General features: G+C 69.5%; 25 protein-coding genes and 1 tRNA gene. 20 read left to right on the top strand and 6 right to left on the bottom strand.

Features of this window, described 5'->3' with window-relative positions:
- Positions 1 to 31 precede the first annotated feature (31 nt).
- The gene (locus ACIBG8_RS30760; protein ID WP_397346511.1) at positions 32 to 364 is read left to right on the top strand and encodes a hypothetical protein; all 333 of its coding nucleotides are present in this window, start codon (positions 32 to 34) and stop codon (positions 362 to 364) included.
- Here the strand turns inward: ACIBG8_RS30760 and ACIBG8_RS30765 are convergent.
- Both ACIBG8_RS30765 and aceE read right to left on the bottom strand, forming a co-directional pair.
- A complete protein-coding gene (locus tag ACIBG8_RS30765) occupies positions 361 to 1,863 on the bottom strand; it encodes an alpha/beta hydrolase (protein ID WP_397346512.1) in 1,503 nt (500 codons plus the stop codon). The genes ACIBG8_RS30760 and ACIBG8_RS30765 overlap by 4 nt on opposite strands.
- Positions 1,864 to 2,279: 416 nt before the next feature.
- Positions 2,280 to 5,027: a pyruvate dehydrogenase (acetyl-transferring), homodimeric type gene (gene aceE / locus ACIBG8_RS30770; RefSeq protein ID WP_397346513.1), complete on the bottom strand. Its 2,748-nt coding sequence runs from the start codon at positions 5,025 to 5,027 to the stop codon at positions 2,280 to 2,282.
- A gap of 413 nt (positions 5,028 to 5,440) precedes the next feature.
- Between aceE and ACIBG8_RS30775 the strand changes: the two genes are divergently transcribed.
- From ACIBG8_RS30775 to ACIBG8_RS30825, 11 genes are all read left to right on the top strand, one after another.
- Positions 5,441 to 5,623, top strand: coding sequence for a DUF1918 domain-containing protein (locus tag ACIBG8_RS30775; protein WP_397346514.1), 183 nt, complete (start codon positions 5,441 to 5,443; stop codon positions 5,621 to 5,623).
- A 9-nt stretch (positions 5,624 to 5,632) separates the two neighbouring features.
- Positions 5,633 to 6,037 carry a YjbQ family protein gene (locus ACIBG8_RS30780; protein ID WP_397346515.1) on the top strand — a complete coding sequence of 135 codons (405 nt, stop codon included), beginning with the start codon at positions 5,633 to 5,635 and terminating at the stop codon, positions 6,035 to 6,037.
- 100 nt (positions 6,038 to 6,137) lie between these two features.
- A complete protein-coding gene (locus ACIBG8_RS30785) occupies positions 6,138 to 6,566 on the top strand; it encodes a DUF3052 domain-containing protein (RefSeq protein ID WP_397346516.1) in 429 nt (142 codons plus the stop codon).
- A 6-nt stretch (positions 6,567 to 6,572) separates the two neighbouring features.
- Positions 6,573 to 7,007, top strand: a complete 435-nt coding sequence (locus ACIBG8_RS30790; protein ID WP_397346517.1) for a peroxiredoxin — start codon at positions 6,573 to 6,575, stop codon at positions 7,005 to 7,007.
- 11 nt (positions 7,008 to 7,018) lie between these two features.
- Positions 7,019 to 7,330, top strand: coding sequence for a hypothetical protein (locus ACIBG8_RS30795; RefSeq protein WP_397346518.1), 312 nt, complete (start codon positions 7,019 to 7,021; stop codon positions 7,328 to 7,330).
- A 61-nt stretch (positions 7,331 to 7,391) separates the two neighbouring features.
- Entirely contained in the window at positions 7,392 to 8,333 is a 942-nt protein-coding gene (locus ACIBG8_RS30800; protein ID WP_397346519.1) for an ROK family protein, read from the top strand.
- A 17-nt stretch (positions 8,334 to 8,350) separates the two neighbouring features.
- A tRNA-Val gene (locus tag ACIBG8_RS30805) sits at positions 8,351 to 8,422 on the top strand.
- Positions 8,423 to 8,793: 371 nt separating this feature from the next.
- Positions 8,794 to 9,195: a hypothetical protein gene (locus tag ACIBG8_RS30810; RefSeq protein ID WP_397346520.1), complete on the top strand. Its 402-nt coding sequence runs from the start codon at positions 8,794 to 8,796 to the stop codon at positions 9,193 to 9,195.
- Positions 9,196 to 9,197: 2 nt separating this feature from the next.
- On the top strand, positions 9,198 to 9,416 hold the full coding sequence (locus ACIBG8_RS30815) for a helix-turn-helix transcriptional regulator (RefSeq protein WP_397346521.1): 219 nt from the start codon (positions 9,198 to 9,200) through the stop codon (positions 9,414 to 9,416).
- Positions 9,417 to 9,419: 3 nt separating this feature from the next.
- Entirely contained in the window at positions 9,420 to 10,097 is a 678-nt protein-coding gene (locus tag ACIBG8_RS30820; protein ID WP_397346522.1) for a DUF4386 domain-containing protein, read from the top strand.
- A 13-nt stretch (positions 10,098 to 10,110) separates the two neighbouring features.
- Entirely contained in the window at positions 10,111 to 10,329 is a 219-nt protein-coding gene (locus tag ACIBG8_RS30825) for a hypothetical protein (RefSeq protein WP_397346523.1), read from the top strand.
- 136 nt (positions 10,330 to 10,465) lie between these two features.
- On the opposite strand, the gene ACIBG8_RS30830 is transcribed toward ACIBG8_RS30825, so the two are convergent.
- Complete coding sequence (locus tag ACIBG8_RS30830) at positions 10,466 to 11,116, bottom strand: LysR family substrate-binding domain-containing protein (protein ID WP_397346525.1); 651 nt, start codon at positions 11,114 to 11,116, stop codon at positions 10,466 to 10,468.
- A gap of 55 nt (positions 11,117 to 11,171) precedes the next feature.
- Here ACIBG8_RS30830 and ACIBG8_RS30835 point away from each other — a divergent pair, with 55 nt between their 5' ends.
- Complete coding sequence (locus tag ACIBG8_RS30835; protein ID WP_397346526.1) at positions 11,172 to 11,543, top strand: DUF5997 family protein; 372 nt, start codon at positions 11,172 to 11,174, stop codon at positions 11,541 to 11,543.
- Here the strand turns inward: ACIBG8_RS30835 and ACIBG8_RS30840 are convergent.
- Positions 11,540 to 11,593 (bottom strand): excalibur calcium-binding domain-containing protein, encoded by a 54-nt coding sequence (locus ACIBG8_RS30840; RefSeq protein ID WP_397347806.1) that lies wholly within the window; start codon positions 11,591 to 11,593, stop codon positions 11,540 to 11,542. The genes ACIBG8_RS30835 and ACIBG8_RS30840 overlap by 4 nt on opposite strands.
- 117 nt (positions 11,594 to 11,710) lie before the next feature.
- On the opposite strand from ACIBG8_RS30840, the gene ACIBG8_RS30845 reads away from it, so the two are divergent.
- Both ACIBG8_RS30845 and ACIBG8_RS30850 read left to right on the top strand, forming a co-directional pair.
- Entirely contained in the window at positions 11,711 to 12,271 is a 561-nt protein-coding gene (locus ACIBG8_RS30845) for an NADAR family protein (protein WP_397347807.1), read from the top strand.
- Positions 12,272 to 12,280: 9 nt separating this feature from the next.
- Positions 12,281 to 12,715 carry a hypothetical protein gene (locus ACIBG8_RS30850; protein WP_397346527.1) on the top strand — a complete coding sequence of 145 codons (435 nt, stop codon included), beginning with the start codon at positions 12,281 to 12,283 and terminating at the stop codon, positions 12,713 to 12,715.
- Here the strand turns inward: ACIBG8_RS30850 and ACIBG8_RS30855 are convergent.
- Together ACIBG8_RS30855 and ACIBG8_RS30860 are read right to left on the bottom strand one after the other, a co-directional pair.
- Positions 12,712 to 15,246 (bottom strand): ATP-binding protein, encoded by a 2,535-nt coding sequence (locus ACIBG8_RS30855; RefSeq protein WP_397346528.1) that lies wholly within the window; start codon positions 15,244 to 15,246, stop codon positions 12,712 to 12,714. The two genes, ACIBG8_RS30850 and ACIBG8_RS30855, sit on opposite strands and share 4 nt — an antisense overlap.
- Before the next feature lie 7 nt (positions 15,247 to 15,253).
- A complete protein-coding gene (locus ACIBG8_RS30860; protein ID WP_397346529.1) occupies positions 15,254 to 15,802 on the bottom strand; it encodes an OsmC family protein in 549 nt (182 codons plus the stop codon).
- A gap of 161 nt (positions 15,803 to 15,963) precedes the next feature.
- Here ACIBG8_RS30860 and ACIBG8_RS30865 point away from each other — a divergent pair, with 161 nt between their 5' ends.
- From ACIBG8_RS30865 to ACIBG8_RS30885, 5 genes are read left to right on the top strand one after another with little or no spacing between them, the layout of a single operon-like run.
- Positions 15,964 to 16,350 (top strand): VOC family protein, encoded by a 387-nt coding sequence (locus ACIBG8_RS30865; RefSeq protein WP_397346530.1) that lies wholly within the window; start codon positions 15,964 to 15,966, stop codon positions 16,348 to 16,350.
- A 26-nt stretch (positions 16,351 to 16,376) separates the two neighbouring features.
- Complete coding sequence (locus ACIBG8_RS30870; RefSeq protein WP_397346531.1) at positions 16,377 to 17,129, top strand: PIG-L deacetylase family protein; 753 nt, start codon at positions 16,377 to 16,379, stop codon at positions 17,127 to 17,129.
- Positions 17,080 to 18,063: a helix-turn-helix domain-containing protein gene (locus ACIBG8_RS30875; RefSeq protein WP_397346532.1), complete on the top strand. Its 984-nt coding sequence runs from the start codon at positions 17,080 to 17,082 to the stop codon at positions 18,061 to 18,063. The genes ACIBG8_RS30870 and ACIBG8_RS30875 overlap by 50 nt, the downstream gene beginning before the upstream one ends.
- A 4-nt stretch (positions 18,064 to 18,067) precedes the next feature.
- Complete coding sequence (locus ACIBG8_RS30880) at positions 18,068 to 18,451, top strand: VOC family protein (protein ID WP_397346533.1); 384 nt, start codon at positions 18,068 to 18,070, stop codon at positions 18,449 to 18,451.
- Positions 18,448 to 19,209 (top strand): alpha/beta fold hydrolase, encoded by a 762-nt coding sequence (locus ACIBG8_RS30885; protein ID WP_397346534.1) that lies wholly within the window; start codon positions 18,448 to 18,450, stop codon positions 19,207 to 19,209. The genes ACIBG8_RS30880 and ACIBG8_RS30885 overlap by 4 nt, the downstream gene beginning before the upstream one ends.
- The last annotated feature ends 63 nt before the right edge of the window (positions 19,210 to 19,272 follow it).

Below are 19,272 nucleotides of genomic sequence, written 5' to 3' on the forward strand. Positions count from 1 at the left end.
GCCCCTACATCGGCCTGCTTTGCTGGCTGGCGTGACAGAACCCTATTGGGGCGTCCCCGTGGTGATCGCCGCGCTGTGCGCGACCGTCGGCACGATGCTGGAGACCAGGCTCGTCGTGGTCATGCACGCGACCTGCCTGGGCGATGACGGTTTCGCCGGCGGCATCTGGGTGCTGTCCAGGTTCGCGCTGTTTCCCTCGATCTCCGTGGCCTCGGCGGCGTTCGCCCTGCCCTTCGCGCAGCTCGCGCGGTTGCCGTGGGGGTGGGCGCGCCCGGTCGCGCTCGCCCTCACGGTGGCCGTCTCCTTCGCCGGGCCGATGGTGCTGACGCTCCACGACCTGGCCGACTTCGGAGCCTGCGCCTAGGCGGGGCAGGTGGTGCCCTCCGCGGGGACCTTGCCGTCGTTGAGGTAGGCGTCGACGGTCTTCTGGACGCACCTGTCGCCCGACATGTAGGCGCCGTGGCCCTCGCCCTTGTAGGTGACCAGCACCGCGGTCTTGAGCTGGGCCGTCAGCTTGGGCGCCCACTCGTACGGCGTCGCCGGGTCGCCCTTGCCGCCCACCACGACGATCGGGCCGGAACCCGTCGCGTCCACGTGCTTGGCCTCGTCGCTCCCCGGCACCGGCCACACCGAGCACAGCGACCCCGACCCCGCGTTGCCGAACAGCGGGGAGATCTTCAGCGCCGCGTCCTCGGTGCGTTCGAGCTCGGCCGCGCCTGGGCGCTCGGCGTTGTCCACGCAGGTGATCGCCGGGAAGCTGGACATCTGGGTGTTGTAGGTGCCGTTGGGGTTGCGGCCCGCGTAGGAGTCCGCGAGGTACAGGAGGATCTCGCCGTTGTCCTTCATCGCCTCGGCCAGGCCGGTCTCCAGCAGCGGCCAGGACAGCTCGGAGTACAGCGCTGCTGCGACGCCCGTGGAGGCCAGGCCCTGGGTGAGCTCGCGGTCGCCGACCTTGATCGGGTCGGTGGTGAGGCGGGAGAGGAGCTTGTCCACGTTGCGGTTGGCGGTGGGGACGTCGTCGCCGAGCGCGCACTTCTCCTTCACGCAGGCTCTGAGGAAGCTCTCGTAGGCCTGCTGGAACCCGGCGGTCTGGACGAGGGTGCGCTGCTCGAAGGTGACCGTGGGGTCGAGGGGGGCGTCGAGGACCATGCGTCCCACGTTCGCCGGAAATTTCGTGGCATAGACCGCGCCGAGTTGCGTGCCGTACGACATGCCGAAGTAGTTGAGTTTGGGGTCGCCGACGGCGGCCCTGATGCGGTCCATGTCCTGGGCGGCGTTCACGGTGCCGACGTAGGGGAGGACCTTGCCCGAGTCCTTCTCACACAGCCCGGCGAACTTCTTGTTCGCCGCGTCGGTCTCCGCCTGCGTCTGCGCGTCGTCCGGCTGGGTGTCGAGGGCGGAGAAGGCGTCCATCTCGGCGCCGTCGCCGCACCGCACACCCGCGCTGCGCTCGACGCCGCGCGGGTCGAAGCTGACCAGGTCGTAACGCGCGTTGAGGACGCTGAACGCCTTGCCCGCCTGGGCCAGCGTGTCCACGCCGGAACCGCCCGGCCCGCCGAAGTTGAACACCAGCGACCCGAGCTTGCCTGACTTGCCGGTGGCCGGGATCTTGATGAGCGCCAGGTTCAGCTTCTCGCCGCCGGGCTTGGCGTAGTCGAGCGGGACCGGCAGCGTCGCGCACACCTCGGTGGACTTGGCCTCGGGCGGTTCTCCGTCGGGCCGCTGGAGATCCGTGCACGCGCCCCAGGCGAGCGGCTGGACCGCGGCCGGGCTCGGATCGGCGGCGGGCGGCTGGGCGTTCTGAGTGGTCCCGCACGCGGCGGCCATCGTCATCAGTGCGGCTGCGGCGAGCAGGCGGCGCATGGTCGTCCCCTTCGTGATGATCAGGGGAGATGCGATCACTCTACGTGAAGCGCCAGGAAAGAGGGTGAGGCGGCACGTACCCCTCCTGAACGCGCCGCCTCAATACGTCTCACGGTGCGCACCCGAAACTATGACGCGCCTTTTTCAAAGAACTTCAGATCTTGTACGGCGGAGCCGTGGGACGCGCCACCCGCCGCAGGTGGCGGGCCCCGTCGGGAGGGTGACGCTCACCGAGCGGACGTGGCGGGCCGCCGTCACGGCGTCCCTGTGGCGGCGTTACGGCGGCCAGCCGTGCACGGTCGTCGTCGCGTGTCCCTGGAGGCCCTCAGCCCCGTGCGGCGACTGGGCGTCTCCTGGCTTCGCCGTACCAAAAGAAGAACGGGCTGGGCCTTACTGGCCCCAGCCCGAGCTTCTTCTCAGACGCCCATTGACTGGGTGTCGTTGCTCTCGGCGCCGCCTGCCTCGGTGACGCCGTTCTTCAGGTGGTACTTCGCGATCGCCTCGCGCAGCACGTCAGCGCCCAGCTCACCCCGCCGCACCAGCTGCGTGAGCACCGCCAGCGTGATCGACGCCGCGTCCACGTGGAAGTGGCGCCGCAGCGCCGACCGCGTGTCCGACAGCCCGAACCCGTCGGTCCCCAGCGACGACCAGTCACCCGGCACCCACTGCGCGATCTGGTCCTGCACGGCCTTCATGTAGTCGCTGACCCCGACGAACGGCCCCTGGGCGTCCTTCAGGGCCGTCGTGACGTAGGGGACGCGCTGCTCCGACTCCGGGTTGAGCAGGTTGTGCTCCTCGCACGCCAGCGCCTCGCGCCGCAGCTCCGACCACGACGTCGCCGACCACAGCGTGGCCGACACGCCCCAGTCCTGGGCCAGCAGCCGCTGCGCCTCGACCGCCCACGGCCCGGCCACACCCGACGAGAGGATGTTGGCCTTCGGGCCCTCGGCCGAAGGAGCGTCGGCGAACTTGTACAGCCCCTTGAGCAGCCCCCCGACGTCGAGGTTCGCCGGCTCGGCGGGCTGGATGTACGGCTCGTTGTAGACGGTGAGGTAGTAGAACACGTTCTCCTGCTGCTCGCCGTACATGCGGCGCAGGCCGTCCTTGACGATGTAGGCGGTCTCGTAGGCCCAGCTCGGGTCGTAGGAGACGGCCGCCGGGTTCGTCGAGGCGATGAGCGGCGTGTGCCCGTCCTCGTGCTGCAGCCCCTCGCCGTTCAGCGTCGTACGGCCGGCCGTGGCGCCCACCAGGAACCCGCGGGTCATCTGGTCGGCCATCTGCCACATCTGGTCGCCGGTGCGCTGCCAGCCGAACATCGAGTAGAAGATGTAGATCGGGATCATGTGCTCGCCGTGCGTCGCGTACGACGTGCCGACGGCCGTGGTCGAGGCCATGGAACCGGCCTCGTTGATGCCCTCGTGCAGGATCTGCCCGGTGACCGACTCCTTGTAGGACAGCAGGAGCTCGCGGTCCACGGCCTCGTACGTCTGGCCGTGCGGGTTGTAGATCTTCGCGGTCGGGAACATCGCGTCGAGACCGAACGTGCGCGCCTCGTCCGGGATGATCGGCACGAAGCGGTGGCCGATCTCCTTGTCGCGCATGAGGTCCTTGAGCAGCCGGACGAAGCCCATCGTCGTGGCGACCTGCTGCTTGCCCGAGCCCTTGGCGAACTGCTTGTAGACGTCGTCGCCGGGCAGCTTGACGGGCTTGGCGCGGAGCACGCGCTTGGGCAGCACGCCGCCGAGGGCCGCGCGCCGCTCCTTCATGTAGGCGATCTCCTCGTCGTTCTCCCCGGGGTGGAAGTACGGAGGGAGGTCGCCTTCGAGCGCGGAGTCGGGGATCGGCAGGTAGAGCCGGTCGCGGAACTCCTTCAGCTCGGCCTTGGACATCTTCTTCATCTGGTGCGTCGCGTTGCGCGCCTCGAAGTCCTTGCCGAGCGTCCAGCCCTTGATGGTCTGGGCCAGGATGACCGTCGGCTGGCCGACGTGCTCGCGGGCCGCCTTGAACGCCGCGTAGACCTTGCGGTAGTCGTGGCCGCCGCGCGACAGCTTGCGGATGTCGTCGTCGGTCAGGTGCTCGACCATCTTGCGCAGGCGCGGGTCGCCGCCGAAGAAGTTGTCGCGGATGTAGCCGCCGGACTCCACGGAGTAGGTCTGGAACTGCCCGTCTGGCGTGGTGTTCATCTGGTTGACCAGCACGCCGTCGACGTCGGCCGCCAGCAGCGGGTCCCAGTCACGGCCCCAGACGACCTTGATGACGTTCCATCCGGCGCCGCGGAAGTAGGACTCCAGCTCCTGGATGATCTTGCCGTTGCCGCGCACCGGACCGTCGAGCCGCTGCAGGTTGCAGTTGATGACGAAGGTGAGGTTGTCGAGCTCCTCGCGCGAGGCCAGGCCGATCGCGCCGAGCGACTCGGGCTCGTCCATCTCGCCGTCGCCGAGGAAGGCCCATACGTGGCTTCTCGACGTGTCCTTGATCTGGCGGTTGAGCAGGTAGCGGTTGAACCGCGCCTGGTAGATCGCGCCGATCGGGCCCAGGCCCATGGAGACGGTCGGGAACTCCCAGAAGTCGGGCATGAGCCGCGGGTGCGGGTAGCTGGGCAGCCCGTGGAAGCCGTGGCTCAGCTCCTGGCGGAACGCGTCGAGCTGCGCCTCGTTGAGACGGCCCTCCAGGAAGGCGCGGGCGTAGATGCCCGGAGCCGCGTGACCCTGGAAGAAGACCTGGTCGCCCGACTCGCCGTGGTCCTTGCCGCGGAAGAAGTGGTTGAAGCCCACTTCGTAGAGGGAGGCGGCCGAGGCGTAGGTCGCGATGTGACCGCCGACGTTGGTGCGCGCGTTGGCGCGGGAGACCATGACGGCCGCGTTCCACCGGATGTAGGCGCGGATGCGCCGCTCGACGTGCTCGTCACCGGGGAACCAGGGCTCGCGCTCCGGCGGGATGGTGTTGATGTAGTCGGTGCTGCGCAGACCGGGCACACCGACCTGGTGCTCGCGGGCGCGCTCCAGCATGCGGAGCATCAGATAGCGGGCCCGGGTACGGCCCTCCGTCTTGACGACGTTGTCGAGCGACTCGAGCCACTCGTTGGTCTCGCTGGGGTCGACATCAGGCAGCTGGCTGGGTAGGCCGTCGCTGATGATCGAGAAACGCTGGCGTCCGGAAGCCACTGGGTCTCGCCTTCCGAGGTGGACTGATGTCTGGTCTGGGTCGCCTTCCATCCTGGTCGCTAACTCCGGAAAGTGCATCTCTACTCACCGGTAACCAGAACGTCCCTGCTGGCAGGCCACCACAAGTGGCCTAGACCACCGATGGTAGGACGAATCGCCACCAAAGGTTACCCTGGGGCGACGATTTATCAAGACTAGAAAAGCCACGAAATTTCCGGGCGCCCTTCGGAGGGCCGCCGGGAGGCTTCGCGAATATACCGTCGCCCCGCCTTCGAGGATCTCCCCGGCCGCTATAGGGAAGATGGTGTGACGGTCACCCCGGCCCTGGGCCCGTAACGTTTTGGCGTTGATTGCCCCACCCCTCTTTGGGGGAGGGGCTTTCCTTGCGGGCCGTGCCGTACGAGTGTGGGGATATGAACGCGACCGTGGGAGACCGGCTGCTCGTGCACGGCAAGACCGTTGGCGACGCGGACCGGCGCGGCGAGATCATCGAGGTGAAAGGCGCCGGGGGCGGGCCACCGTACGTGGTCCGTTTCGACGACGGGCACACCCGCCTGGTGTTTCCCGGACCTGACGCGGTGGTCGTGCCGAAGTAGGATTTCCGTGTGAGATCACAGGTCATCGAGGTGACGACGGGTTCGAAGGAGCGGGTGTACGACATCACCTCCGAGTGCGAGGCCTTCGCGCGCACGCAGGGCGACGGTCTGCTGCACGTCTTCGTCCCGCACGCGACAGCGGGCGTGGCGATCATCGAACTCGGCGCGGGCAGCGACGACGACCTGCTCGCAGCGCTCGGTGACCTTCTGCCCGCAGACGACCGCTGGCGGCACGCGCACGGATCGCGCGGCCACGGCCGGTCACATGTGATGCCCGGTCTCATACCGCCCTACGCGACTATCCCCGTCATCAGTGGGAAGCTCGCGCTGGGCACGTGGCAGTCCATCGCCATCGTCGACCTGAACGTCGACAACCGTGAACGCCAGGTTCGCCTGTCGTTTTTGTCTGATTGATTCTTGTCGACCGCGGCTGACCCCGTGGCGACCGTTGACGACTGAGGGTCACAGCGTGTGGACTGTCCCGAAGCGATAACCCATACCAGGAGGGATACAAGTGAGCGCGACCGCGGGTCAGGCGCAAGGCGAACGCGGCCTGGCCGAACGACTTGGCCTCAAGCCAGGTCAGGTGGTGCAGGAGATCGGTTGGGACGAGGACTCCGATCAGGAGCTTCGCGAGTCCATCGAGGACCTGACCGGTAACGAGATGCTGGACGAGGAGAGCTACGACGTCGTCGACGTGGTGCTCATGTGGTGGCGCGACGGCGACGGAGATCTCTTCGACGCGCTGAGCGACGCCCTGCGTTCACTCGCTGAGGGCGGCCAGATCTGGCTGCTGACTCCCAAGGCCGGCCGTGACGGCCATGTGGAGCCCAGCGACATCGGTGAGGACGCCACTACGGCCGGCCTCTCCCAGACCAGCAGCATCTCCGCCACGTCCGACTGGTCGGGGACCAGACTCGTCGCACCCAAGGGGCGACGCTAGCGATCCATGGCTGTTCCTCAGGGCTCCTTGGCTCCGGATTTCGAGCTGAAGGACCAGCACGGCGTCCCCGTCAGGCTCTCCGGCCTGCGGGGGCGGCGCGTCGTGCTGGTCTTCTTCCCGCTCGCCTTCAGCGGCGTGTGCACCAGTGAGCTGGCGGCGCTGTCTTCCGCGCGGTTGCCCGCCGAAGTCCTCGCCGTCTCAGTGGACTCCGTTTTCACCCAGCGTGCCTGGGCGGACCAGGAGCATTTTTCGTTCCCACTGCTCTCCGATTTCTGGCCACACGGACAGGTCGCTCGGGCGTACGGTGTCTTCGACGAGGAAAGAGGGTTCGCGCTCCGCGGAACCTTCATCCTCGATGGCGACGGCGTGATCCAGTGGTCGATCGTGAACCCGATCTCCCAGCCGCGTGACGTCGCCGACTACCTCAAAGCCCTTTCTTAACGGAGGAAGCGATGCCCTGCTATCGCTGCGGGGCCCGGCAGACCGACCCGGTGCGCGGCGCGAGCCCGTGGAAGCGCGGGGTGCGCGCCGAGACCCAGGTGCTGATCTGCCCGGACTGCCAACGGGAGCATGACCTCGACCTCGACGCGTGCGCCTCGTGCGCGTCCACGGCGCTGATCTGCCGGCTGGGCGAGGTCGAGTGCCGTGCCTGCGGATCTGTACGGCTGGCGCAGGCTTCCCGGGAGCTGGTGACCTCGGGGGCGCCGCCCGGGCTGTCCGCCGAGGTGGAAGCAGCGCTGAATCGGGTGCTCGGCCGTACCTGATGTGCTGATTTATCGGCATCCTGCGCTATCGTTCTGTGCCGTTCACCAGCGAGGGGATGCCATGAGTTCTTACGTCGTAGCGCTCGACGTCGGTGGCACGTCCATGAAGGGCGGCCTCGTCGACTCGGCAGGCACCGTGTTGCTCACCGAGCGGCGTCCCACCCCCAGGTCCGAAGGTCCTGGGGCGGTCGTGGCGACGATCCGCGACTTCATCACGCACCTGGCCTCGCTGGGCGGCGGCACCCCTGACGGGGTCGGGCTGGCCGTACCCGGGCTGGTCTCGCCCTCGACGGCGGTCTACTCGGCCAACATCGGGTGGCGCGACGTGCCCGCCTCGGAGTTCACCACGCTGGACGTACCCGTCATGCTGGGACACGACGTGCAGACCGGCGGGCTCGCCGAGAGCGTGCTCGGGGCTGGTCGCGGGGTCTCGGACTTCCTTTTCCTGCCCATCGGGACGGGCATCGCGGGAGCGATGGTCCTGAACGGTGCTCCGTACGGCGGAGCCTCGGGGTGGGGCGGCGAGATCGGCCACATCCCGGTCTTTCCTGACGGGGAGGAGTGCGCGTGCGGGCAGTTCGGCTGCCTGGAGACGTACGCGTCGGCCGCCTCGGTAGGCCGCCGTTACAGCCTCCGCGCAGGCCTGGAGGGCGTACGCGCCGAGCAGGTGGTCTCCTCGGACGACCCGATCGCCGTAGAGGTATGGGACGAAGCCGTAGAGGCCCTCTCCTTGGCCCTGGCCACGTACACGCTGTTGCTGGACCCCTCGGTGATCGTCCTCGGCGGCGGCCTGGCCGAAGCCGGTCCTGCCTTGTTCGACCCGGTGCGTACGCGGTTGGTGAAGCGCCTGGCGTTCCGTGACGCGCCGCCGCTGGTTCCGGCGGCGTTGGGGGTGGACGCGGGGATGTTGGGGGCGTCGTTGCTGGGCTGGCGCGCGGCGGGGCGTCCGGAGTTGGGGCCTGGGTGGGATTTGGATGTGCGATCGGCGCCTGCGGTGTCGTAAGGTGTAGTGCCGATCAGGGGCGGTTAGCTCAGGGGTAGAGCACTCGCCTTACAAGCGAGGGGTCACTGGTTCGAAACCAGTACCGCCCACCTGCACTCAGAAGCCCGGTAGCGATCTTGCTACCGGGCTTCGTGCCATTTACGTGCCATCAGGTCTTGGGTAGGTCGTCTCGTCCGCGTGGACGGTAGTGAGTCATCGAACCTGAGGCATTGACCTGACTCGGTTGCGCCAGCGCCAGCCACCTGGCAGAGACGAGCAGGTCCTCGCCGACTCTGGCGATCAAGAACATCGCCTGACTCCTCATCGATCAACTGATCGCCAGGTGCGAGCAGTACGCCTGGCTGGGCATTTTGCCATGGTGTGAATCAAGGCGGTCAGGTCGGCGTACTCGATCTGCCCGTCTGCCATGCTGGTGTTAAAAATTCTTGACGTGGTGTCTGGTTTCTTTTACATTGCCACTATGTCGTACGAAGAGAAGGGCACGTGGGTCTACCTGCTGGCCACGGTTGGGGCCTTCGCGGGCTATGTCGTGGTCATGCTGGGGCGGCCGGCCTCCGGGTTCGTGGCGCCGATGCTCTGGTGCATCGGGATCGCGATCGGGGCGTCGATCGTCGGGCGGATCCTTCTGGAGATCGCTAAACCGAGTGAGACCCACAAGGGGGATGCCCGGGATCGGGAGATCCATCGGTTCGGGGAGTACGTCGGGGGGGTTGTTCTCGGGGTTTGCATGGTGGTGCCGCTGGGGCTGGCGATGGTGGACGCTGCGTCGTTCTGGATAGCCAGTGCCATCTATGCGGCGCTTACCCTCTCCACCTGTGTCGGGACCGTGCTGAAGATCGTCGCCTATCGGCGGGGGCTCTAGGTATGGGGAAGCCGACCAAGGTCACCAACTCGATCAGGGCGCTCAGGTTCGCCCACGGCGAGATGACCCAGGCAGACCTGGCTCGGCGGCTCGACGTCACCAGGCAGACCGTCATCGCCATCGAACAGGGCCGCTACTCGCCCTCCCTGGAAGTCGCCTTCCAGATCGCCAGAGTCTTCGGCGTCCCTCTCGACGCCGTCTTCCAATATCCCGAGGAGTGAATCGTGTCCAGAATCACCGGAGTGCTGTACCTCTTACTCGCCGTGTTCAGCGGCCTGCCGTTCCTTCTGCTGACCGAAAGGGTCATGGTGACCGGTGACGCGGTCGCCACCACCAGGAATCTCCTCGCCAACGAGACGCTGGCCAGGGTCGGGTTCGTCGGCGAGATCCTGGGGCTCACCTGCTGGGTGCTGCTCGGGGTCGCGTTCTACCGGCTGCTCGCGCACGTGGGGAAGTGGGTGGCCGGGGTGATGGTCCTCTTCGTCGGGACCGGGGCGGCGATCATGGGAGCGGCGCTGATCAACTACTTCGCGGCGCTGCTGGTCGCCATGGACGGGTCCTACGCTGCGGGGTTGGGGCAGGTGGGGTCGGAGACCCTGGTCCTGCTGTTCCTCAACCTGCGGGTCAACGGGTATCTGGTCGCCCAGGTGTTCTTCGGGCTCTGGCTGCTGCCGCTCGGGTATCTCGCCTACAAGTCGGGGCGGTTCCCGAAAGCGCTTGCCGTTCTGCTTGTCGTCGGGTGCGCGGGGTACATCGTCGACATGCTGGCTCGCTTCCTCGTGCCTGACATCGCCCCGACGATCGCCCCGTTCGCCATCATTCCTGCCACGGTGGCGGAGTTCTGGATGGTGGGGTATCTCCTCGTGAAGTCACCGGCCAGGTTCCGTGTGGCGATCGCATGAGATGCTCGCGGTCATGACGGAATCCGAGGACCCCTCCATCCCCGAGAACTTTGAGTCGGTTCGATTCGTCGGAACTCTGGGCATGGTCGCCGGTGTCATCTTTTCGTTCGGGATCCTGGTCTTCGGCAGCGGCCCCCCTCCGTGGCCGTGGCTCGTCGGGCTGTGGGTCCTGGCGCTGGTCGGTGTGGGGTTGCGGATCGAGGCGGGGGTCCGCGAGCGGCGGCGCTCCTAGGCGGCGGCGAGGACGGGCAGGCTCCTCACCGCGTTCGGCGACCGCCAGGGCATCGCCCGCGTGGCCTTCCGCCCGTCGGGACGAGACTGGGGTCGTGCGGCAGAGGGAGCCGTTGCTCGCACTCCCGGACGTGCCGTCAGCGGGGTCTGCGGGCCTTCTTGGCCGGTTTCTTCTTGGTCGGTGGTGTGGGGGTACGGCCGCGCGAGCTGTTCGCCGTCCGGCCGCGGACGATGCCGATGAACTCCTCCATCAGGTCGCTCGTCTCGCCCGCCGGCCAGGCCAGCGCCACCTGCGACTGCGGGGCGTCCGTCACCGGGCGGTAGGTCAGGTCCTTGCGGTGGTGGAGGCGGGCCAGCGACTGCGGGACCACGAGCAGCCCTGCGCCCGCCGCGACCAGCTCGATCGCCTCCGCCGTTGTCTCTGGGCGTTCGAAGGCGGGCTGGCCTGGTCTGGCCGTCCAGTCGATGGTGTCGTCCAGCGGGTGGAAGACGTCCTCTTCGGCCAGGTCGGCTACGGTCACCTCGTCTGCGGCCGTCACAGCGTGGTCCTTCGGCACCACCACGACGGTGGTCTCCACGTAGAGCGGGATCGCGTTGAGGCCTTCGCGGTCGAGCGGCAGCCGTACGAAACCCGCCTCGGCCTCGCCGGTACGCAGCAGACCGGGTATATCGGCCGCGGGGACGGTCATCAGGGTGAGTGGCGTTTCCGGCACCCTTTCTGCCCAGACGGCGGCCCATTTTGCCGGGGTCACTCCGGGCGCGTACGCCAGCCGGAACACATCAGTCACCTCTTGAGGGTAGCGATGTCGGGGGAACCGGTCGCGACTGACTACCCTTGACGTCATGACCTCGCTCAAACCGAAGACGACCCAGACGATGAAGCCCGCCACGGCGGCCAAGAAGCTGGGTGTGCTCCTGTCGGCGACCCCGGCCGAGTTCCAGGAGGGCGTGGTTTCCAGGAGCGAGCTGAACGAACTGCAGGCGTCGCCGCCCGAGTGGCTCGCCGACCTGCGCCGCAACGGGCCGCACCCGAAGCAGGTGGTGGCGGCGAAGCTGGGCGTGTCGGTGTCGGGGCTGACGCGGGGCGGGATCACGGGGCCGTTGACGACGGCGGAGATCGACGCGCTGAAGTCGGAGAACCCGGCGTGGTTGGAACACGAGCGCTCGATCCAGGCCGAGGTCCGCAAGGAAGCCCTCCGCCTCAAGCAGCGCTAGGGAAGCTCCTCGCACGCGATGCCGTCGCCGTCACGGTCGAGGTCATCGATTCATATGGTCCTGAGCTTCCTGCTGGGTGGCGAGGTCCAGACAGCCGAGGTCACCTGAATGATCGCCCAGGTCGGGTTGGGCTGAGTGCGGGCGGCCAGTACGGTGCGGGGGTGGATATGCGACTTCCGGGCACCCTGGATGAGGTGGTTGCCGCTGAGCGGGCGGGGCAGGCTCTGCGGTATCTGTTCTTCTGGGGGCACCAGCCCACCCACGACGGGCGCGTCGGTGCGGGGTGTCTGTCGCAGTGGTGGCCCGTGGAGTTCAGCGAGGACGGGCACGTTTTCGCGTCCGCCGAGCACTACATGATGGCGCACAAAGCCTGGCTGTTCGACGATCACGAGACGGCCGCCAAGATCCTCGGTGCGCGTCACCCGGGTGAGGCCAAAGCGCTGGGCCGGGCCGTACAGGGCTTTGACGAGAGCGTCTGGGATGCGCGGCGCTTCGACATCGTGGTCCGTGGCAACGTTGCCAAGTTCGGACAGCACCCCGAGCTCAAAGAGTTCCTGCTCGCCACCCGCAACAGGGTGCTGGTCGAGGCCAGTCCTGTGGACCGGATCTGGGGCATCGGGCTGACCGCCGCGGACGAGCGCGCCGCCTCCCCCTCGACCTGGCAAGGGCTCAACCTGCTCGGCTTCGCGTTGATGGCGGCGCGCGAGGCGCTCGATCCGGGTCAATAGACTGGCGGGATGTTCGACGACAAAACGCAGGAGACGCTGCGCCGACTGCTTGACCTCGCCGAACATCCCTCCACCAACGAGGCGGAGCGGGCACTGGCGTTCGCGCGGATCCGGGCGCTCGTCGCGGTCCCCGAAGGGGATGCCCGCCGTAAGGCGCCTGTGGCCAGCATGGATGCCCAGCTTCTCACCAAGGTCAAACCTCTCCTGCGGCACGTCGACGAGGACGCGGTGGAGAACGTGCACGGGGAGTTGCACGCGTTCGGCATGCGGTACCGGATCATCTCCGAGGTCGCGGAGCAGCTCGCCAAGCTGCTGGACGCCCGTGCCCGCCTCGCCCCGGCCAAGCGGCGTCGGCAGGATGACGACGTCAGGGAGACCGCCGCCAGGCTGGCCTACCTGCTCCAGCGCACCGGCGGGTTCCGTACCCAGCGCTGGCGCAGCTAGAGGTCGAAACCCAGGAGGTCGCGCCGCGTCGCGGCGCCGAGCTTGGCCAGCACCGCGGCGACGTGGTTGTCGACGGTCCGTACGGACAACACGAGGCGTTCGGCGATCTCCGCGTTCGTCAGTCCCTGGCTCAGCAACCGCGCCACGTCCACCTGGCGCGCGGTCAGCCCCGCCGGGTTCCTGCGGGTGGAAGCGGCGGGACCGCGGGGGATGCGGGAGACGCCGTGCCCACGCAGCCGCGCGCGCACGATCCTGGCCAACGGCTCGGCGCCCAGACCGTCCAGGATGCCGAGCGCGGTCAGCATGTGGTCGGGCTCGTTGGAGTCCGCCAGAGCGCTGGCCTCCTCGTACGGGTAGCCGAGCGTGTGCCAGGCCGAGGCGGCCGCCGGCCACTTTTCAGCGAAAGGGTGGGGAAGGCCGATGTCGACCGGGGAACCCGAGCGGTTCAGCCAGTAGCCGAGTTCCGCGCGCAGCCGTGTGTGGCCCACCCGGCACGCCCAGGCGTACACGGGAGACGCGTGCCGTACGGCCGCGACCAGGTCGCCGCGCAGCCAGGCCGCCTCCGCCCGGCCGGTGGCGATCATGCCGACCCGGTCGATCTCCTCGATGGACTCGGCGATGGGCAGGGCCGTCGCGAGCAGCTCGTCGCCGCCAGGCAGGCCGCGCCGTACCCGGATCCGGCCCAGTACGGTCAGGGCCGCGCAGCGGGTGACCTGGAGCTGCCGGTCGAGCTTGACCTCGGCGTCGTCGACGGCCTCGTCCCAGTGGCCGCTGGCGAAGCCGACCAGGGCGCGCTCCACGTAGAGGTAGCCGAGGAAGCCCAGGTGTTCCGAGCCCTCGGCCAGGTCGATGCCCTCGGTGACGTAGCGGCGGGCCTCGCCCACGTCCAGTTCGTTGAGCAGCTCCCAGACGAGGTTGCAGTAGGCGCGGCAGGCGTGCTCGTCCTCGCCCGCCGCCAGTGCGACGCGCAGGCTGTCCTCCAGCGTGGCGCGCCCTGCCGCCTGGCCGAGGTGCCAGCGGGCCAGCGCCACGTTGTTCAGCGCGTGCGACAGGGTCGCCCTGTCGCCGACCTCGCGGGACAGCGCGACGGCCCGCTCGCCGTACTCGATGGCCTCGTGGTTGCGGTGGGCGAGCGCGTCGAGCTGGGCCTGGTTGCTGTACGCCAGGGCGAGCAGCCTGCGGTCGCCCGCCCCGGCCAGCACCTGGATGGCCTCCCGCGCCGCTGTCTCCGCGGGACGGCGCAGCCCGGCCCACCAGTTGATCCGCGACAACCAGCGCAACCCCGCCCCGAGCGCGACCTGGTCGTCGAGCTTGCGGCGCAGCTCGACGGCGGCCGCCTGCGCGGTCACGGCCGCTGAGGCGTCACCGAGCGTGTAGCACTCGATGGCGTACCCCTCCAGGAGCTCGGGCGTGGACTGCCTGGTCAGCGCGAGCCGGTAGTGGGCGGCCGCCTCGCGGTGCGCGCCCGCGCGCGAGGCCTCGCGGGCCGCCTCGGGGGCGAAGTGGTCGATCGCCGCCAGATCCCCCGCCTCAGCCGCATGGTGGACGAGCTGGGCGAGATCCCGGCCAGGGGAGGCCCGCAGGGCGGCCAGCACGCGCTTGTTGAGCTCCACCCGCCGCGCCCCCGGCAGGGAGTCGGCGATCGCCCGCCTGGTCAGCTCGTGCCGGAAGGCGACCCGCGCCGCCGAGACCCCGATCAGGCCGCGCCGTTCAGCGGGAGCAAGCACCGACAGGCCGTCCGGCAGCAGCGCGTCGGCCAGCCACCGCTCGACCGCGGTCGGCACGACGGCGAGCTGCTCCAGCGCGTCGGTGACAGCCCCGCCCAGCAGGTGCGTGCGCGACAGGACCGCGTCGACCACGGTCGGCGGCACCCCGCCGCCCTCGCCGTACGACAGCACCTCGCTGACGAAGAACGGGTTGCCCGACGTGGCCGCGTGCAGCTCGCCCGCGTCGACCATGGTGCCCGCGCTCAGCTGGCGCACCGCGTGCCTGGACAGCGGGCGCAGCGGCAGCCGGTGCAGCCTGGGCGCGCCGCTGGCGTAGCCGAGCAGGTGCTGCAGCGGGTGCTCCCTGCTCACCGCCTCGTCGCGATAGGTCAGCACGAGTACGGCGGGCAGCGAGGCGACCCGCCTGACCAGGTAACGCAGCACGTCGAGGGTCGCGTCGTCGGCCCAGTGCACGTCCTCGACGACCAGGACCGTGGCGGTCTGGCTCAGCTCGGCGTGCAGGGCGGCCAGCACCCGGTCGCGGTCGGCGCCCTGCCGTACGGCACGCGCCAGCTCCGGCCCGGTGCTGCCGATCAGGTCGCGGATGGGCCCGAGCGCGCGCGGGGTCGCCAGGTCGTCGCAGTAGCCGACCAGCACCCGGATGTCGCCGGGCAGGCTCTGGCGCAACGCCTCGACCAGGCTCGACTTGCCGATGCCGGCCTCGCCGTACACCAGGGCCAGGCAGCCGCGCCCGGCGCCCGCCTCGCGCGCGGCGTCGGCGAGCGTAGCGAGTTCTCCCTCGCGCTCCAGAAGCGGGCGACTCACGCCAGGATCATCCCGTGTTGATGGCAATGGTGACCGGTACCCCGTTGGTGATGATGTCATAGACGGGCGATGCGTTCCTGGAACCATCCACGAGGGCTTCCAACTCGGCAGCCGCAGCCTCGCCCTTGACTCGCATCATCACCCTGATCTTCGGGGTGGCGCCGCGCGGCAGCCCCATACTGGCCAGCAGGTCCACGTCGCATTCCACGGCGGATTCGACCGCGGTCAGGCTGATCCCCTCCCTCGCAGCCGCCTGGACCAGGGACGACGTCAGGCACGCGGCGAGCGCGTTGAGCAGGTGCTCGATCGGGGCCGGGGCCTCGTCGCCGCCGACCAGGACGGCCGGCTGGTCGGCGTGCAGGACCATGTCGCCCCGGCGGTGCAGGTGCTCCTGCCCGGCGCCGAAGAACTCGGTGATCCAGCCCTGGCTGCGCGACCCGGACACCCAGCGGTTGCGCACGCGGAAACGGAACCGGGCCAGCGACGGTCTGGACCGCACCGCATCCACGGTCGCCTGCAGGGTGGCGGTGTCGATGCCGTTGCATGAGGGTTTCATGACTTGAGCGTGACGGCGCGAATGCCATCGTGGTTACTCAAATGTGGTCGTAATCCCGACTTAGGTATCCGGCGCACCCGGGATGCGTAGGAGTTACCGATGTCGTGGCCAGGTGAGCAGAACTATGTTCGGGGGCGACCGATCCAAGGAGGATCCTCGCCATGTTCCCATCCATCACCCACGTCGCGCTCACCGTCTCCGACCTGCCGGTCAGTGTCGCCTGGTACCGCAGGCTGCTCGGCGCCGACCCCGTCCTGGACGAGGACACCGGGCCGTTCCATCACGTGGTGTTCGCGCTCGACAACGGGACGCTGCTCGGCCTGCACGCCTTCCCCGACCCCAAGCCGGGGCAGTTCGACGAGCGCAGCCCGGGGCTCGACCACGTGGCGTTCGGCTGCGCGGACCGCGCCGAGCTCGACAAATGGCGTCAGCATCTGGATGACCTCGGCATCTCGCGGGGCGAGATCGTCGACGCGCACTACGGTTCGGGCATGGCCGTACGCGACCCCGACGGCATCGCCCTCGAGTTCTTCGCCCCGCCCGCATGAGCTCCCCAGGCCTGAGCACCTCCGGCGTGAGCCACTTAGGCACCGTCCTCGGGGTGTGGGCCCACCCCGACGACGAGGCCTACCTGTCCGCCGGGCTGATGGCCCAGGCCCGTACGGCAGGCAGCCGCGTCGTGGTGATCACCGCGACCGAGGGCGAGCGGGGCACCGACGACCCGGCGCGGTGGCCGCCGCACGTCCTCGGCCCGCTGCGCCGTACCGAGCTGGACGAGAGCCTGGCCGCGCTGGGGGTGGCAGAGCACAGGTTCCTGGGGTACGCCGACGGCGGGTGCGCCGACGTGCCACGGGCGGCGGCCGTCGCCAGGATCGCGCAGATCATGGACGAGGTGCGGCCGGACACCGTGCTCACCTTCGGCCCCGACGGGATGACGGGCCACCCGGACCACCGGGCCGTCTCCGACTGGACCACCGCCGCCTGGCAGGTCGCCGGACGGCCGGGCCGCCTCTGGTACGCCACCACCACGGTCGGCTTCCACCTGCGGTGGGGCGCGCTCAACGCGCGCATCGGCGTGTGGGGCGCCGCGGGGCCGCCCCTTCCCGCCGAGCCGGGGCGGCTCGCCTACGTGATGACCTGCACGGGGGAGGTGCTCGACAGGAAGCACGCGGCGCTGCTCGCCCAGCGCAGCCAGACCGAGGCCCTGCGGGTGGCGATGGGGCCGGAGAAATATCGGGTCTGGTGGGCCGAAGAGGCCTTCGCCCTAGGATGTGAGGATGGCAGTCCTGATTCGCACCAGGGACGTGCCGTCCGCACGCCGGTATGACGCCTGGCGCGAGATCGTCTGCGACACCCTCGGCCCGCTCGACTTCCGCGCCGACCCCGATGTGCCGCTGCGCGGGCAGATCGACGCGGGCCGCCTGGGGGAGCTGGGCGTCGGCATGGTGCAGACCTCGACGCCGCACAGCGTGCACCGCACTCCGGGCCTGATCAGGGGCGGCAGCCCGGAGCTGTACCGGGTGCTGCTGCCCCTTTCCGGCAGCCTGCACCTGGTGCAGGACGGCAGGGCCACCAGGCTGGGCAAGGGCGAGCTGGCGGTCTACGACTTCACCAGGCCCTACGAGATCGCCTACGACGAGGCGGTGCGGCTGGCGGTGTTCTCGCTGCCGCGCGAGCTGCTCGCCGTACCCGCCCATCTGAACGCGGTGGCCATCGGGACGGACGGCGGCGCAGCGGCGCTGGCCGCGCCCCTCCTGGCCAGGGTGGCGACCGACCTGGAAACCTACGAGCCGGCCAGCGCGGCCAGGCTGGCCGGGGTGGTGACCGACCTGATCGTGACCACGGTCGCCGAGCGGTCAGGGCAGCCGGGCGGCGACGCCCAGGCCAGGACGCTCATGGTGGCCATCCACGCCTTCATCGAGGCCAACCTGGGCGATCCGGGCCTCGACCCGGCCACGGTCGCAGCGGCCAACCACGTGTCGCTGCGCCAGCTCCACCGGCTCTTCGCCGCCGAGCAGACGGGCGTGGCCGCCTGGATCAGGCACCGCAGGCTCGAACGCATCCGCAGGGACCTGGCCGACCCCGTCCACTACGCCACCAGCGTGAGCACGATCGCCGCACGGTGGGGGCTGGTCGACTCGGCCCACTTCAGCCGGTTGTTCAGCAGGACGTACGGCACGCCGCCCGTGGAATACCGGCGCGGAAAGTCAAGCGGGTGGCACGCGGACACAAGCCACGCACGTGCCCCTTCGCCACACTGAAGGCATGTCAACCACACTCTTCGTGAACCTGCCCGTCAAGGACCTCGACCAGTCGAAGAACTTCTTCGGCGCCCTCGGCTTCCAGCTCTTCGGCATGGCCGACGACATGGCCTCCGTCGTGATCAACGAGCGCACCCAGGTCATGCTGCTGGCCGAGCCCACCTTTGCCGGATACGCCAGGAACCAGGTGGCGGACCCCTCGGCGGCCACCCAGGTCATCCTGGTGTTCGGCCTCGACAACCCGGCCGAGGTCGACGAGATGGCAGAGAAGGCGCTCGCGGCCGGCGCCACGGCGATCGGCGAGCCCATCAACGACGGTGTCCGCTACCAGCGCGGCTTCGCCGACCTCGACGGCCACCAGTGGTCGGCCCTTTGCCTCGTCAAATGAACACGGTCCGCTCGGCCGACGGCACCCTGATCGCCTACGACCGCTCGGGCGAGGGCCCGGCGGTCGTGCTGGTCCACGGCGCCTTCACCGGCAGGACCCACCCCATCCTGTACGGCGTGGCCACCGCGCTCGCCCCCTGGTTCACCGTGGTGAACTACGACAGGCGCGGGCGCGGCGACAGCGGCGACACCCAGCCCTACGCCGCCGAGCGGGAGGTCGAGGACCTGGCCGCGCTGATCGAGGCGGTGGGCGGTTCGGCGATGGTGTTCGGCGGCTCGTCCGGCGCCGCGCTGGCGATCAGGGCGGCGGCGGGGAACCCGGCGATCACCAGGCTCGCGCTGTGGGAGCCGCCCTACCACGTCGACCCCTCGGCGCCGCCGATCCCCGACGACTTCGCCGAGCAGCTGGCCGGCCTGGTCAGGCGCGGGCGGCGGACCGAGGCGGCCGAGCGGTTCATGGTCGAGGCGGCCGAGGCGCCGCCCGGCTCGGGGGCCGGGCTGGAGCCGCTGGCGCACACCCTCGCCTACGAGGCCGCGGTCGTGGGGCCGGGCAACGCCCTGCCGTCCGGCCTGCTCGCCGCGATCACCCAGCCCACGCTCGTGCTGAACGGCGACCGCAGCCCGGCCTGGATGGCCAACGCGGGGAAGGCCGTGGCAGCGGGCATCGGGGGCTCCACCCACCGAATCCTGGAGCGCCAGGCACACAACGTCGATCCGGCCGCGCTCGCTCCCGAGCTGCTGGAGTTCTTCTGCAGATGAGCCGCCGCCCCTGGCCGGGGCGGCGGCTCCGCGGAGGAGAGCCCGCCCGCCGCACGCAGGCCG

Origin of the sequence: Nonomuraea sp. NPDC050556 (assembly GCF_044457355.1) — a bacterium.
Lineage (GTDB): Bacteria > Actinomycetota > Actinomycetes > Streptosporangiales > Streptosporangiaceae > Nonomuraea.

Coding starts and splice junctions, on each gene's coding strand:
- ACIBG8_RS30765 (WP_397346512.1), bottom strand. CDS start 1,863: ATGCGCCGCCTGCTCGCCGCAGCCGCACTGATGACGATGGCCGCCGCG.
- ACIBG8_RS30775 (WP_397346514.1), top strand. CDS start 5,441: ATGAACGCGACCGTGGGAGACCGGCTGCTCGTGCACGGCAAGACCGTT.
- ACIBG8_RS30790 (WP_397346517.1), top strand. CDS start 6,573: ATGGCTGTTCCTCAGGGCTCCTTGGCTCCGGATTTCGAGCTGAAGGAC.
- ACIBG8_RS30795 (WP_397346518.1), top strand. CDS start 7,019: ATGCCCTGCTATCGCTGCGGGGCCCGGCAGACCGACCCGGTGCGCGGC.
- ACIBG8_RS30800 (WP_397346519.1), top strand. CDS start 7,392: ATGAGTTCTTACGTCGTAGCGCTCGACGTCGGTGGCACGTCCATGAAG.
- ACIBG8_RS30810 (WP_397346520.1), top strand. CDS start 8,794: ATGTCGTACGAAGAGAAGGGCACGTGGGTCTACCTGCTGGCCACGGTT.
- ACIBG8_RS30815 (WP_397346521.1), top strand. CDS start 9,198: ATGGGGAAGCCGACCAAGGTCACCAACTCGATCAGGGCGCTCAGGTTC.
- ACIBG8_RS30825 (WP_397346523.1), top strand. CDS start 10,111: ATGACGGAATCCGAGGACCCCTCCATCCCCGAGAACTTTGAGTCGGTT.
- ACIBG8_RS30835 (WP_397346526.1), top strand. CDS start 11,172: ATGACCTCGCTCAAACCGAAGACGACCCAGACGATGAAGCCCGCCACG.
- ACIBG8_RS30845 (WP_397347807.1), top strand. CDS start 11,711: ATGCGACTTCCGGGCACCCTGGATGAGGTGGTTGCCGCTGAGCGGGCG.
- ACIBG8_RS30850 (WP_397346527.1), top strand. CDS start 12,281: ATGTTCGACGACAAAACGCAGGAGACGCTGCGCCGACTGCTTGACCTC.
- ACIBG8_RS30860 (WP_397346529.1), bottom strand. CDS start 15,802: ATGAAACCCTCATGCAACGGCATCGACACCGCCACCCTGCAGGCGACC.
- ACIBG8_RS30865 (WP_397346530.1), top strand. CDS start 15,964: ATGTTCCCATCCATCACCCACGTCGCGCTCACCGTCTCCGACCTGCCG.
- ACIBG8_RS30875 (WP_397346532.1), top strand. CDS start 17,080: ATGGCAGTCCTGATTCGCACCAGGGACGTGCCGTCCGCACGCCGGTAT.
- ACIBG8_RS30880 (WP_397346533.1), top strand. CDS start 18,068: ATGTCAACCACACTCTTCGTGAACCTGCCCGTCAAGGACCTCGACCAG.
- ACIBG8_RS30885 (WP_397346534.1), top strand. CDS start 18,448: ATGAACACGGTCCGCTCGGCCGACGGCACCCTGATCGCCTACGACCGC.